Annotated in this window: 13 protein-coding genes; 8 read left to right on the top strand and 5 right to left on the bottom strand. The window is 66.6% G+C overall.

The genetic code is table 11. The features are described 5' to 3' along the window. The first annotated feature begins 45 nt into the window (after nucleotides 1-45). From ACLIMP_RS10000 to ACLIMP_RS09980, 5 genes are read left to right on the top strand one after another with little or no spacing between them, the layout of a single operon-like run. The gene (locus ACLIMP_RS10000) at nucleotides 46-591 is read left to right on the top strand and encodes a DUF1285 domain-containing protein (RefSeq protein ID WP_185997532.1); all 546 of its coding nucleotides are present in this window, start codon (nucleotides 46-48) and stop codon (nucleotides 589-591) included. Beyond that, nucleotides 588-1,181 carry a CoA pyrophosphatase gene (locus ACLIMP_RS09995; RefSeq protein ID WP_324694796.1) on the top strand — a complete coding sequence of 198 codons (594 nt, stop codon included), beginning with the start codon at nucleotides 588-590 and terminating at the stop codon, nucleotides 1,179-1,181. Before ACLIMP_RS10000 ends, ACLIMP_RS09995 begins: the two co-directional genes overlap by 4 nt. Continuing rightward, complete coding sequence (locus ACLIMP_RS09990; protein ID WP_185997534.1) at nucleotides 1,174-2,346, top strand: CCA tRNA nucleotidyltransferase; 1,173 nt, start codon at nucleotides 1,174-1,176, stop codon at nucleotides 2,344-2,346. Before ACLIMP_RS09995 ends, ACLIMP_RS09990 begins: the two co-directional genes overlap by 8 nt. A gap of 2 nt (nucleotides 2,347-2,348) precedes the next feature. Further along, nucleotides 2,349-2,984 carry a retropepsin-like aspartic protease family protein gene (locus tag ACLIMP_RS09985; protein ID WP_324699032.1) on the top strand — a complete coding sequence of 212 codons (636 nt, stop codon included), beginning with the start codon at nucleotides 2,349-2,351 and terminating at the stop codon, nucleotides 2,982-2,984. A 43-nt stretch (nucleotides 2,985-3,027) separates the two neighbouring features. Next, nucleotides 3,028-3,684: a retropepsin-like aspartic protease family protein gene (locus ACLIMP_RS09980; RefSeq protein ID WP_443477817.1), complete on the top strand. Its 657-nt coding sequence runs from the start codon at nucleotides 3,028-3,030 to the stop codon at nucleotides 3,682-3,684. 54 nt (nucleotides 3,685-3,738) lie between these two features. On the opposite strand, the gene parC is transcribed toward ACLIMP_RS09980, so the two are convergent. Next, nucleotides 3,739-6,033 (bottom strand): DNA topoisomerase IV subunit A, encoded by a 2,295-nt coding sequence (parC, locus tag ACLIMP_RS09975; protein WP_443477816.1) that lies wholly within the window; start codon nucleotides 6,031-6,033, stop codon nucleotides 3,739-3,741. A gap of 118 nt (nucleotides 6,034-6,151) precedes the next feature. On the opposite strand from parC, the gene ACLIMP_RS09970 reads away from it, so the two are divergent. Continuing rightward, nucleotides 6,152-7,000: a DUF4349 domain-containing protein gene (locus tag ACLIMP_RS09970; protein ID WP_324694790.1), complete on the top strand. Its 849-nt coding sequence runs from the start codon at nucleotides 6,152-6,154 to the stop codon at nucleotides 6,998-7,000. Between the two features lie 41 nt (nucleotides 7,001-7,041). On the opposite strand, the gene ACLIMP_RS09965 is transcribed toward ACLIMP_RS09970, so the two are convergent. From ACLIMP_RS09965 to ACLIMP_RS09955, 3 genes are read right to left on the bottom strand one after another with little or no spacing between them, the layout of a single operon-like run. Then, complete coding sequence (locus ACLIMP_RS09965) at nucleotides 7,042-7,371, bottom strand: 2Fe-2S iron-sulfur cluster-binding protein (RefSeq protein WP_369818345.1); 330 nt, start codon at nucleotides 7,369-7,371, stop codon at nucleotides 7,042-7,044. A gap of 4 nt (nucleotides 7,372-7,375) precedes the next feature. Then, the gene (locus ACLIMP_RS09960) at nucleotides 7,376-8,455 is read right to left on the bottom strand and encodes a cysteine desulfurase family protein (protein ID WP_324694786.1); all 1,080 of its coding nucleotides are present in this window, start codon (nucleotides 8,453-8,455) and stop codon (nucleotides 7,376-7,378) included. Beyond that, nucleotides 8,452-9,495 (bottom strand): cysteine desulfurase family protein, encoded by a 1,044-nt coding sequence (locus ACLIMP_RS09955; protein WP_324694784.1) that lies wholly within the window; start codon nucleotides 9,493-9,495, stop codon nucleotides 8,452-8,454. The genes ACLIMP_RS09960 and ACLIMP_RS09955 overlap by 4 nt, the downstream gene beginning before the upstream one ends. Nucleotides 9,496-9,623: 128 nt before the next feature. Here ACLIMP_RS09955 and ACLIMP_RS09950 point away from each other — a divergent pair, with 128 nt between their 5' ends. Further along, complete coding sequence (locus tag ACLIMP_RS09950; RefSeq protein WP_054441549.1) at nucleotides 9,624-10,280, top strand: alpha/beta hydrolase; 657 nt, start codon at nucleotides 9,624-9,626, stop codon at nucleotides 10,278-10,280. Between the two features lie 51 nt (nucleotides 10,281-10,331). Here ACLIMP_RS09950 and ACLIMP_RS09945 read toward each other — a convergent pair whose 3' ends face one another. Then, nucleotides 10,332-10,544 carry a hypothetical protein gene (locus ACLIMP_RS09945; protein WP_324694781.1) on the bottom strand — a complete coding sequence of 71 codons (213 nt, stop codon included), beginning with the start codon at nucleotides 10,542-10,544 and terminating at the stop codon, nucleotides 10,332-10,334. Nucleotides 10,545-10,621: 77 nt separating this feature from the next. On the opposite strand from ACLIMP_RS09945, the gene ACLIMP_RS09940 reads away from it, so the two are divergent. Further along, nucleotides 10,622-12,487: a DUF885 domain-containing protein gene (locus tag ACLIMP_RS09940; protein WP_324694779.1), complete on the top strand. Its 1,866-nt coding sequence runs from the start codon at nucleotides 10,622-10,624 to the stop codon at nucleotides 12,485-12,487. Nucleotides 12,488-12,502 lie beyond the last annotated feature (15 nt).

The following is a 12,502-nucleotide window of genomic DNA, read 5'->3' as shown; positions in this document are numbered from 1 at the left end:
GCTCTGGACCTTGGCGTATCAGGCCCTATCTGGCATCGCAGACCGATGCCCTATGAACCGCCGCCAGAACTGAACGCGCTTTCGCTTGCCCAGGTGGCCGACCTGCTGGCCGCCCGCAAGCTTCCCCCCGTCGCCGACTGGTCCCCCCGGATCACCGGCGACAGCGAGATGACGATCCGCGCCGATGGTCGCTGGTTCCACCAGGGCGGCGAGATCCGGCGCCATGCCATGGTCCGCGCCTTCGCGTCGCTGATCCTGCGCGAAGCCGATGGCCGGCACTGGCTGGTCACCCCGGTCGAGAAGCTGTCGATCGAGGTGGAGGATGCCGCTTTCATCGCCGTGGACGTGCGGCAGGACGAAGGTTCGCTCGTGTTCCGCCTCAACACCGATGATCTCGTGATTGCCGGGCGCGAACATCCCATCCGCGTCGAGGGCGACCCGGAAACGCCCGCGATCTATCTTGGCGTGCGCAACGGCGCCGAAGCCCGCCTGAACCGCAGCACTTACGGGCAGCTCGTGGAGATCGCGCTGGCCGGGGGCGAGCTTGCGGTTTCCAGCCAGGGCGAGACTTTCGGGCTGGTTCCCGCATGAGCGCGCTCTTCGCCGATGTTTCGCGACGGTTCGAAGCCGGGCACGATACCATGCCTGACGAACTCTGGATCGATCCGCGCATTCACCAGATCGAGACGTTCAAGCCCGCCGCCGTGCTGATCGCGCTGACGGAGCGCCCGCGCCCGGGCATGCTGCTGCTTCACCGCCCTTCCACCATGCGCGCGCATCCGGGGCAGATCGCCTTCCCCGGCGGCCGGCTCGATCCGGGCGAAACCGCTGTCGAGGCGGCCCTGCGCGAAGCGGAGGAAGAACTCGGCATCCATCCGCGCGATGTGCAGGTGATCGGCACCAGCGATCTCTACCGCACCGGCAGCGGATACGAGATCACGCCGGTGATCGGCGTGGTTCCGCCCGATCTCGAAATCCGGCCCAACCCGGCCGAAGTCGCGCAATGGTTCGAGGCACCTGTCGAATTCGTGCTCAATCCGGCAAACCAGAAGACCCGGTGGATCGACTGGGAAGGCGGCCGCCACGCCTTCGTAGAGATCACCTGGCACGACCACCGCATCTGGGGCGTCACCGGCGCCATCCTTCACAATCTTGCCCGCAGGCTGAACTGGAATGACTGAGACACTGACCGCCGACTGGATGGCCCGCGAAGACCTCGCCGCGCTCGTTGCCGCGCTGGGCCATGAAAATGCCCGCTACGTGGGCGGCGCCGTGCGCGACACCCTGCTCGGCCAGCCGGTGAAGGACATCGACATGGCCACCGTCCTTCCGCCCGAGGAAACGATGCGCCGCCTGCAGGAAGCGGGCATCCGCCATGTCCCCACCGGCATCGATCATGGCACCGTCACCGCCGTCCTCCCCGGCGGCCCGGTGGAGATCACCACCTTGCGCCACGACGTCTCGACCGACGGCCGCCGCGCTACCGTGGCTTTCGCCACCGACTGGCGCGAGGATGCGGCCCGCCGCGATTTCACGATGAACGCGCTCTATGCCGATCCGGTGGGCGGAGAGCTGTTCGACTGGTTCGGCGGGCTTGAGGACCTCTCCGTCCGGCGCGTGCGCTTCATCGGCGATGCCCGTCAGCGCATCCGCGAGGATCACTTGCGCATCCTGCGCTACTTCCGCTTCCAGGCCCGGTTCGGAACCACCCCGGCAGACGAGGAAGCCGAAAGCGCCTGCTCCGAACTCGCGCCCACGCTCAAGGGTCTCTCGCGCGAGCGTGTGGGCATGGAAATGATGAATCTGCTCGGCCTGCCCGACCCGGCGCCGACCGTGCAGCGCATGGCGGAACTGGGCGTGCTGGAAGTGATCCTGCCAGAGGCCGACACCGCCGCCCTCGCCGCGCTCATCGCCGCCGAACGGGCGCAGGCTGCCGGGCCCGATCCCGTCCGGCGCCTTGCCGCGCTGCTGCCCGCGCAAGTGCCACTGGCCGAACAGGTCGCCTCGCGCTTCCGTCTCTCCGGCGCCCAGAAGAAGCGCCTCGCGGTCGCCGCTGCGCGAAACGGCGCCCCCGGCGAGCCGCGCGCCCTTGCCTATCGCCTCGGCATGGACGGCGCGCTTGACCGGTTGTTGATCGCAGGCGCCGATTGCACCGCCTTGACGGGCTGGAACGTGCCGCAGTTTCCACTGAAAGGCGGCCAGATCGTCGCCCGCGGCGTGGGTGCCGGGCCCGAGGTCGCCCGCGTGCTGCGGCAGGTGGAAGAGCGCTGGGTGGCGGAAGGCTTCCCCGGCGAAGCGCGGATTTCGGAACTGCTCGACGCGGAACTCGCCGGGCAAGCTTCTTGAACGTGAATGAACTCGGCGGGCTGCTTTACCGGCAGCCGCTGCTGGCGCTGACGATCGGCGCCATCCTCGTGGCCGTGCTGGCCGGGATGCTGGCGGCCCGCCGTCCCCGGCTCGGCCATGCCTTGCGCAATCTCTCCCACTTCGGCCTGATCGCCGCGCTCCTGCTGACGGTAGCGCAAGTGGCCCTGCACAATACGCGCTCGGAAGCGGCGCTCTGGCTGGACGAGCCCCGGCCGCCCTCGATCGAAGGCAGCGAAACCATCGTGCCGCTTCGAGCGGACGGTCATTACTGGATACAGGCCCGGCTCCAGGGCGAGCCGGTTGATTTCCTGGTCGATACCGGGGCGACCTATACCGGCATCTCGAAATCGGTCGCCGCGCGCGCAGGGATCGAACCCGATGCCGGTGACCGGGGCGTGATGCTCGATACGGCCAATGGCACCATCGTCGCGCGTATGGCGACGGCCGGCTCACTGGATTTCGGGTCGATCTCCGCCCGCGACCTGCCCGTCGCCATCGGCCCCGACAACGAAGTGGAAACCAACGTCATCGGCATGAACCTGCTGTCCCGGCTGGCCAGTTGGCGGGTCGAGGGAGACCGGCTGATCCTCGTTCCCCGCAATGGGCGGGGAACGTGATTCCGTCAGCGTTCCGACAGCATGTTCATGGCATGATCGGGTAATGGATTTTCCCGGACTCCTGACTTTCCTTGCCGGCCAGCCCTTGCTGGCACTGGCGCTGGCGGCGATTTTCGTCTCGGTGCTGGGCGGTCTGCTACGCGGCGCGTTGCCGCTGCTTGGCGGATTCCTTCGCGGCGCGGGCAACCTCGGCGTCGTGGCGGCCCTGCTGCTGACCGTGGCGCAGGCGACCCGGCTCACCAGCGGCACCGACTTTACGCTTCCCGGCATCGAACTGCCCGAGCTCGGCCTTTCGCGCCAGAGCGTGAGCGGCGGCGAAACGCGCGTGCCGATGGCGCGTGATGGTCACTTCTGGGTCAAGGCCACGATCAACGGCGTGAAGGGCGATTTTCTCGTCGATACCGGCGCCACGCTCACCGCGATCTCGCCTAGAGTGGCGAATAGTGCCGAAGTCCGCCCGCAGACCATGCGGCAGGACATCGCGATGCGCACCGCGAACGGCACGGTCGCGGCCCGGCTCGGCACGGTCGATGAGCTGCGCTTCGGCAGCGTCGTCGCGCGTCAGCTTGACGTGGTGGTCGCGCCGGGGCTGGAGGACCAGAACGTCATCGGCATGAACCTGCTTTCGCGGCTGGCGAGCTGGCGCGTCGAGGGGCGCACGCTGATCCTCGTGCCGCATCACCCGCAACCGGCAACCTGATTTTCGTACGGATCGGGGCGCCGTCCCGGAACGGAACCGGGACGGCGCGCGAACTCAGCCCTGGAACTTGTTGTCGCGCGGGAAGCCGACCGGCGGCAGCCGGCCCGCCGCGCCGCGCGCGACCTTCCACATCACCGTGTCCTTCTCGGTCCGCGTGCGGCCGCTTTCGCCGCCCATGGTCCAGGAAAGGCCGTCCTCCAGCTTCAGCGTGGTGATGTCCGACATGCCGCCGTCACGGTAACGCTGGAGCGTCACGCCCTGCCCCTTTGCCATGACCGGCAGTTCTTCGAGACTGAAGATCACCAGCTTGCGATTGTCGCCCACGACCGCGACGTGATCGTGCTCGGCCGGGATTTCCCGAACGACGACCAGCTGCACGCCCAGTTTGGTGGACATGACCGCACGGCCCTTGCGGGTTTCAGCCAGAAGTTCGTCGGTTTCCGCCGCGAAGCCGCGCCCGATATTGGAGGCCAGCAACAACTGCGCCTTGGGCCTGTATGGCAGGGCCGCAACGATATGCGCCTCGGTGTCGATGTCGATCATCGTGCGGATCGGCTCGCCAAAGCCGCGCGCGCCGGGCAGCTTGTCGGCACCGAGCGTGTAGAAGCGCCCGTTGTCCACCGCGAGCAGGATCTTGTCGGTCGTCTGCGCGTGGAAGGCATAGGCCGGGCCGTCGCCTTCCTTGAACTTGAAATCGCCGTCCAGGGCGACATGCCCCCTGGCGGCGCGTATCCAGCCCTTGGCCGAGAGGATCACCGTGACCGGCTCCTTCTCGATCATCGCGTCCATGCTGAACTCGACCGTTGGCGTGGCCTGCGCGATCGTGGTGCGGCGACGGCCAAGCTCGGTATTCTCGGCATAGTCCTTGCGCAAGTTGGCAAGGTCGCGCTTGAGCCGGGTCCGTTGGCGCGCCGGGCTTTCGAGCAGCCTGTTGAGCTCTTCCTGCTCCCGAAGCAGTTCCTCGTGCTCCTTGCGAAGCTCCATTTCCTCAAGCTTGCGCAAGGACCGCAGGCGCATGTTGAGGATGGCTTCGGCCTGACGGTCGGTCAGCTCGAACTCGGCCATCATCACCGGCTTGGGCTCGTCCTCGGTACGGATGATCTCGATAATCCGGTCAAGGTTGAGATAGGCGATGATGTAGCCGGCAACCAGTTCCAGCCGCGAGGCGATCTTTTCCAGCCGGTGCCGGGTACGGCGCAGCAGGATGTCGATCTGGCTGTAGACCCATTCCGACAGCAGCAGCTTGAGCCCCAGCACACCCGGCGTGCGGTGCGAATCCAGCACGTTGAGGTTGAGCGAGAATCGGCTTTCGAGGTCGGTCAGCCGGTAGAGGCTTTCCTTCAGCAGTTCCGGATCGACATTGCGGCTCTTGGGCACGAAGACGATGCGGATCTGCTCGTCGCTCTCGTCGCGAATGTCTTCGAGGATCGGCAGCTTGCGGTCGGCGATGAGCTGGGCGACCTGCTCGATCAGCTTGCCCTTGGCCAGCATGTAGGGGATTTCGGAAATGACGAGCTGCCACTGGCCGCTGCCCAGTTTCTCGACCCCGGTTTCCTCCCAGTTGCCCGCCTCGTCCTTTCCGCAGGAAAAGCGGCCGCGCACGCGGAAGGCGCCCTTGCCGGTGGCATAGGCGTGGCTGATCGCCTCCGGGCTGTCCACCACGAGGCCGCCGGTGGCAAAGTCCGGGCCGTGGAAGACCTGCATGAGCTGGTCATGCTCGGCATGGGGATTGTCGATCAGCATCAAGGTCGCGTCGATGATCTCCGCGACGTTGTGGCTGGGGATCGAGGTTGCCATGCCCACGGCGATGCCGGTGGCGCCGTTCGCCAGCAGGTTCGGGAACAGGCCGGGGAATATCTCCGGCTCGCTTTCCTCGCCGTTGTAGGTGGGAACGAAGTCGACAGTGCCTTCGTCCAGCCCGGCCATCAGGTGGATCGCCGTGCGCGTCAGGCGCGCTTCGGTGTAGCGGTAGGCCGCCGCGTTATCGCCGTCGATATTGCCGAAGTTGCCCTGCCCCTGCACCAGCGGATAGCGCAGCGAGAAGTCCTGCGCGAGGCGGACCATCGCGTCGTAGACCGAGGCATCGCCATGCGGGTGATACTTACCGATCACGTCGCCAACAACGCGCGCGGACTTCTTGTAGGCATTGCCCGGATCAAGCTTGAGCTGCCGCATCGCCCAGAGCAGACGGCGATGCACGGGCTTCAGTCCATCTCGCAAGTCCGGCAGCGAACGGGCCGTGATCGTGGACAGGGCATAGACAAGATAGCGCTCTGAGAGCGCAGCATCGAAAGGCGCATCGACGATGGCGTCGAAAGGATCTGAGTCTTCGTCGGTCGTGGTCACCATGGCACGGACCCTAGCAGCGCCCTTCCCAGTGCCAAAGTCGCTTTTCAGCGTTTTCCATAAGCTTGCCGCTCGGATAGCGCCTGCCTTCGAATCAGCGCGCCATCAAAAGGGGGAAACGATGCGCAAGACATTCATGGCCTTGGCTTTACTGGCGCTTGCCGGTTGCGGAGGCGAGTCTCCTCGCGACCTTCGAAAAGTCACCACTTCCGACAGCAAGGAAGAAGTCGCTGCAGGGAGCAGCGATCCCATTGCCGTGAGCGCACCGAATGCGCCGAAGATCGCCTATGTCTACGAATACGGCTACCGCCTGAGCGCTGCCGCCATCCCGCAAGTCCAGCGCAAACAGGCCGATCTCTGCGAAAAGCAAGGCCCGCAGGTCTGCCAGATCCTCGACATGAAGCAGAGCGGCGCCGAGGGCGACTATGCCTCGGGTTCCCTCTCGCTCGCCGTCGCGGCCCCTCGCGCCCGCTCATTCGGAACCGAACTCGGCAAAATCGCCGGCGCCGCGGAAGGCGAAGAGGTTTCAAGCGGGATTTCGGGTGAGGATCTCTCGAAGCAGATCGTCGATACCGAGGCCCGCCTGCGCGCCCGCACCGTGCTGCGTGACCGGCTGATGGAAGTGCTGGCCAGCCGCAAGGGCACCGTCGCCGAACTGGTCGAAGCGGAACGCGGAGTCGCCAAGGTCAATGAAGAGATCGACGAAGCGAAAAGCTGGCTCGCGGAAATGCAAGGCCGCGTCGATTACAGCCGGATAAACATATCCTACGAAGCCGGAACACCGTCGAGCGGCGGTTTCATGGGACCGATCCGAGGCGCTCTCGGCAATGTGGGGACCGTACTGGGCGCGGTCATCGGCTTCCTCATCCTCGCCGCAGCCGTCATCGTGCCGCTGGGTTTGGTCGGACTGGGCATCCGCTATGGAATGAGCCTGTATCGCCGCCGCACGCAACCGGGCGAGGAAGCCTGAACAGGCCGAAGTCGTCATCCCGGACTGTTCCGGGGTGACGATCAGCCGATCTGCATGTCCCGTGAAACGCCCGGAATCCTGACCTCCAAACCGTCCAGCGCCTGAGTCAGTTCGATCTGGCAGGACAGGCGGCTGGTCCGCGCAACTCCGGCGGCGAGGTCGAGCATGTCTTCCTCGTCCATCGAGGCCGGTTCCAGCCTGTCGAACCAGTCGGGCGCGACGATCACGTGGCAGGTCGAGCAGGCCATCTGCCCCTCGCACGTTCCTTCGAGCGGCATACCGGCAGCTTGCGCCACACGCAGCAGAACGTCTCCCGTCTCGGCCTCGGCCAGAACGAGTTTTCCTTCCGCGGTCAAAAACCTCACGTTCAGCAACTCAGACTCCCTGCGCCGCTGCTGCGGCTTCTATTCGTATGCAGGCATCCTTCAGCTCCCCAAGGTCACTATATCGCCCGAATCCCAGACGGATAGAGGCTTTGGCGCCGGAATCGGAAAGTCCGAGCGCCTTGAGCACGTGGCTGGGCCGTCCCGAGCCGCTGGCACAGGCGGAACCGGCGGAAAACGCCACGTTCCTGAGGTCGGACATCAGCCGCGCCACATCGAGCCCCGGCAAGCGCAAGTTGAGATTTCCGCGCCAGCGATCTGTGGACGAGCCGTTGAGGGTCCAGCGCGCCAGCACTGCGCGCGCGGCATCCCACAACGCCTCGACACGCGCGGCGTCCTCTTCCATCCGCGCTGCCGCGAGCGATGCGGCCACGCCGAACCCGGCGCAAAGCGCGGGACTGAGCGTGCCCGAACGCAGGCCCTGCTCCTGCCCGCCGCCGTGCATCATCGGCGCCAGCTCAAGCCCGTCACGCACCCAGAGCGCCCCGATCCCCTTCGGCCCATAGAGCTTGTGGGCCGAGATCGCGATCAGGTCCGCGCCGACAGGCGCCGCGATCTTGCCCGCCCCCTGGACGGCATCGCAAAGGAACAGCGCGCCTGCGGCATGGACGGCTCGGGCAAGAGCTTCGACCGGCTGGATCGTGCCGATCTCGTTGTTGACCTGCATGACGGCGACAAGGCCCGTCCCTTCCGCGATCTTCGTGGCCGGATCGACCAGCCCCTCCGCGTTCACCGGCAGGATGGAAACCGCCGGATCGAGCGCCCGCGCCGTGTCGAGCACGGCGGCATGTTCGATGGCGGAAACCGCAAGGCTCCGCGCCCTGCTCCCCGCCATGGCGAGATTGATCGCCTCGGTCGCACCGGAAGTGAAGATCACCCGCCCGCCCGGCGGCAGCAAGGCGGCAACCTGATCGCGTGCCACTTCAACGATGGCGGCAGCGGCCCGGCCCGGCCGGTGCGGGCTATGGGGGTTGGCGAAGCCCACCGCTTCCGGCCCGCCCAGCCATGGCAGCATGGCCTCGCGCGCTTCGGGAGCCAGCGGCGTCGTCGCCTGATAGTCGAGATAGATCATGCCGCGCGCCGGCTTCCGGCAATCGCGCGCCAGGCATCAAGGAAGCGCGCGATATCGGCCTCGCAAGTCTCGCGGCCGATCGACACCCGGATCACTTCCGTCGGATGCGGATAGTTCATCGCCTCCAGAACGTGACTGGTCCTGAGCGATCCAGAGGAACAGGCGCTTCCCGCAGAGACGGCGATGCCCATGGCGTCGAACCGGATGAGCTGCGCGGCGGAAGACAGCCCCGGCATCCGGTAACCGCCGATTGTCGGGCTTCGTTCGGCTTCGCCGCCGACCACTTCACCCCCGGCCGCCAGGATTTCCGTCTCGAGCAGGGCGCGAAGCCTGCGGGCCTCGACCATCCATTCGCTGCCGGCCTCCAGCGCGGCGACCATTGCCAGTGCGCCGGGGAGGTTCTCGGTTCCCGCACGGTAGCCACGCTCCTGACCACCGCTCGGTTCGAGCAAGGCCCAGTCGCGCACCAGCAGCGCGCCGGTGCCGATGGGGCCGCCGAACTTGTGCGCCGCCAGGGCGATGAGGTCGGCGGGTGGCAACGAGAGCTTCCCCGCGCCTTGCGCACAGTCGGCAAGCAGCACGCCGCCGGCGGCTTTCACCGCCTCTGCGACTTCGGCCAGCGGCTGGATCACGCCCGTTTCGGAATTGACCTGCTGCACCGCGACCAGCCCCTCCAGCGCCGCACCCGCCGGATCGACTAGGCCCGAGGAGTCCACGGCAAGCCTTGCTGCCGCCGCGCCATGACGCAGCACCGCCTCATGCTCGATCGGAGAAACCGCAGAAAGCACGCGTTTCGACCCGCGAATGGCAATGGCGAGAGCCTCGCTCGCACCCGAAGTGAAAATCAGTTCACCCTGCCACCCGAGCAGCCCTTTCATCCGGGCGCGCGCGTCTTCGAGCGCGGCACGCGCTGCGCGGCCCTGCCGGTGAGGGCTCGAAGGATTGGCCCAGAAAGCCGCACCTTCCAGCCATGCATTGCGCGCCTGGGGCAGGAGCGGCGTGGTCGCCGCGTGGTCGAGATAGATCTGTTGAGCTGACATCGCTTGAAAAGTTGTTTTCGGAGCCAAGGTTTCTATATAGCGAACTTCCCTTTTTCCACTCCCGCGATGGCTGGCGAGAATTTCGCCGCCGTTTCGCGGGAGTTTCAACAGGTCAGGTTCGCAGACACATGCCCGCAGTCATCTTCCCCGGACCCGAAGGTCGCCTTGAAGGCCGTTTCCAGCCGGCACCGCGTCCGCGCGCGCCCGTGGCGATGATCCTCCACCCGCACCCCCAGGCCGGCGGGACGATGAACGACCGCATCACCCAGCACCTCTACAAGACGTTCGTGGCGCGCGGCTTCGCCACCCTGCGCTTCAATTTCCGCGGCGTCGGCCGCAGCCAGGGCAGCTTCGACAATGGCGTGGGCGAACTGTCCGACGCCGCCGCCGCGCTAGACTGGGTGCAGTCGATCCATCCCGAAGCCTCGACCACCTGGATCGCGGGCTACTCGTTCGGTGCGCTGATCGGCATGCAGCTGCTGATGCGCCGCCCGGAAATCCGCGGCTTCATCTCGGTAGCCCCGCCGGCGAACATGTACGACTTCTCGTTCCTGGCGCCCTGCCCCGCATCGGGGATCATCGTGCAGGGCGCGGCAGACACGGTGGTTACGCCGGGCGCCGTGCAGAAGCTGGTCGACAAGCTGCGCACGCAGAAGCACATCACCATCCATCACGACGAAATCCCGCGCGCCAACCACTTCTTCGAAAACGAAGTGCCGGATCTCATGCGCTCGGTAGACAACTACCTCGACATGCGCCTCGCGCCGGACTGCCCGATCAAGTAACGCCCCGAACCTGATCCAGGGCGTTTCGAACGGATGAGCGGCGCCGGAGATTTACTCCGGCGCCGTTTTCGCATCTCCCGCGCGCGCCAGCGTATCGCCGTTGGAATTGGGCAGGGTCCAGATCGCCACGTTGACGGTGAGCACGCCCGCCAGCACCAGCATCAATCCGGCCTGCTTGCGATTGCCGCCGCGTCGGTAGAGCGCCAGCGCGCCCAGCAGGAGCGCGATGATGGCCGGGATCATGAGTGAGAGTGCAATATCCATGGCTTTTTCTTAGCGCAGACGTTTGCCGCAATCGAGCGGGTTTGACTTGAAGACATCGCCTCGCCAGTTTCGCCGCCATGCAAGACACCCAGACCAAGGCCGCATCCCTCTCGCGGCGCACCACCCTCCAGTTCCTTGCCGCCGGCACCGCCAGCATCGCCCTGCCCGGCGTAGCACAGGCCGCGGCAGGCGCTGCTTCCGGAAACCCTGCCCAGCAGAAAGCCGCCGCACTGCTCGATTCGGCCGCGTGGAGACTGCTCGACCACAACCCCGAAGGGGCGACCGGACTGGGCATCGACGTGGGCGCCCATGCCGCCCTGCGTGCCAAGGCCGAAGACCGCTCGTTCGCGGGCAAGGCCGCGCTCGCCAGGACCCTGCGCGAAGATCTCGCCCGCGTGGAAGCGGTGCCGACCGCGGGCCTGGACCATGCCACGCAGACCAGCCTCGCCGTGGTGCGCAGCGCCTACCGCACCTCGCTGGACGGGTTTGCGCAGCCCTACGGCGATGTCGCGGTGGGCGGCTGGCGCAATACGCCCTACGTCGTGATCCAGAACGTCGGCGCCTATCTCGACACGCCCAAGTTCCTCGACGCCGACCATCCGGTGAAGAACGGCGCCGATGCCGAGGCCTATCTCGCCCGTCTTGCCAAGTTCGACGACCAGCTCGACGGCGAACTGGAACGCATCCGCAAGGCCACGGACCAGGGCCTCGTCCCGCCCGATTTCCTGCTCGACCGCGCGATCGCGCAGATGACCAGCACGATCGAGGACGCCCGCAACAACGGCGGCGGCCTCGTCGCTTCGCTCGTGGGCCGCACCGCCTCGATCCCCGGAGACTGGGACCGCCGCGCCAAGGCCATCGTGTCCGCCGAAGTCGTGCCCGCGCTCGAACGCCAGCTTGCCGAACTCAAGCGCCAGCGCGGTCTGGCCAAGAGCGATCCCGGAATGCGCGAACGCCCGCACGGCGCCGAGTTCTACGCCTGGGCCCTGCGCGCCAGCACGACCACGCCTGTCCCCGCCGAGGAAATCCACCAGCGCGGGATCGAGGAACTGGCCGCGCTCCATGGCCGCATGGACCCCATCCTCCAGAAGCTCGGCTATACCACCGGCACTGTTGGCGAACGGATGACCGCGCTCGGCACCGACAAGCGCTTCATGTTCGCCGAAGGCGACCCCGGCCGCACCGAGATCATGGCCTTCATCCGCCATCGGATCGACTGGATCCGCGCCCAGATGCCGCGCGCCTTCCGCGATCCGGTGAAGGGGAACGTCGAGGTTCGCCGCCTGCCGCTGGCCGAGGAGCCCGGCGCGCCGACCGCATATGGCGGCGCCGGATCGATCGACGGTTCGGTTCCGGGCAAGATGTGGATCAACTTGCGCACCACCGACCTGCACCGCAAGTACGACCTGCCGACCCTGGTCCACCATGAAGCGATCCCCGGTCACGTCTGGCAGGGCGAATATGCCAACCGCCTGCCGCTGATCCGCTCGATCCTGGCCTTCAACGCCTATTCCGAAGGCTGGGCGCTTTACGGCGAGCAGCTTGCGGACGAACTCGGCGCCTATGCCGACGATCCCGTCGGCCAGCTCGGCTACCTCCAGTCGATCGCTTTCCGGGCCTGCCGCATGGTCGTGGACACCGGCCTCCACGCCAAGGGCTGGAGCCGCGAACAGGCGGTGCGCTTCTTCATGGAGAAGAACGGCAACAAGCGCGAGGAAGTGGTCAACGAAGTGGACCGCTACTGCTCATGGCCGGGCCAGGCCTGCGGCTACAAGATGGGTCATTCCGAGATCAACCGCCAGCGCAGCCGCGCACAGGCGGCGCTTGGCGCACGCTACGACCTGCGAGACTTCGACCAGGCCGTGGTCGATGGCGGCAACGTCCCGCTCGACGTGCTGGCGAAGAACATCGACAGCTACATCGCCACCGGCAAGGCGAACTGACCGAAGCTGAAATGT

It is taken from the genome of Novosphingobium aeonii, assembly GCF_052279045.1.
GTDB lineage: Bacteria > Pseudomonadota > Alphaproteobacteria > Sphingomonadales > Sphingomonadaceae > Novosphingobium.
The sequence above is the reverse complement of the archived record's forward strand: the minus strand, read 5'-3'. Positions and strand labels throughout refer to the sequence as shown.

What these genes read in the sequence shown, in the direction of transcription:
- ACLIMP_RS10000 (WP_185997532.1), top strand. Translation starts at nt 46, where the DNA reads ATGCCCTATGAACCGCCGCCAGAACTGAACGCGCTTTCGCTTGCCCAG.
- ACLIMP_RS09995 (WP_324694796.1), top strand. Translation starts at nt 588, where the DNA reads ATGAGCGCGCTCTTCGCCGATGTTTCGCGACGGTTCGAAGCCGGGCAC.
- ACLIMP_RS09990 (WP_185997534.1), top strand. Translation starts at nt 1,174, where the DNA reads ATGACTGAGACACTGACCGCCGACTGGATGGCCCGCGAAGACCTCGCC.
- ACLIMP_RS09980 (WP_443477817.1), top strand. Translation starts at nt 3,028, where the DNA reads ATGGATTTTCCCGGACTCCTGACTTTCCTTGCCGGCCAGCCCTTGCTG.
- parC (WP_443477816.1), bottom strand. Translation starts at nt 6,033, where the DNA reads ATGGTGACCACGACCGACGAAGACTCAGATCCTTTCGACGCCATCGTC.
- ACLIMP_RS09970 (WP_324694790.1), top strand. Translation starts at nt 6,152, where the DNA reads ATGCGCAAGACATTCATGGCCTTGGCTTTACTGGCGCTTGCCGGTTGC.
- ACLIMP_RS09960 (WP_324694786.1), bottom strand. Translation starts at nt 8,455, where the DNA reads ATGATCTATCTCGACTATCAGGCGACGACGCCGCTGGCTCCCGAAGCG.
- ACLIMP_RS09955 (WP_324694784.1), bottom strand. Translation starts at nt 9,495, where the DNA reads ATGTCAGCTCAACAGATCTATCTCGACCACGCGGCGACCACGCCGCTC.
- ACLIMP_RS09950 (WP_054441549.1), top strand. Translation starts at nt 9,624, where the DNA reads ATGCCCGCAGTCATCTTCCCCGGACCCGAAGGTCGCCTTGAAGGCCGT.
- ACLIMP_RS09945 (WP_324694781.1), bottom strand. Translation starts at nt 10,544, where the DNA reads ATGGATATTGCACTCTCACTCATGATCCCGGCCATCATCGCGCTCCTG.
- ACLIMP_RS09940 (WP_324694779.1), top strand. Translation starts at nt 10,622, where the DNA reads ATGCAAGACACCCAGACCAAGGCCGCATCCCTCTCGCGGCGCACCACC.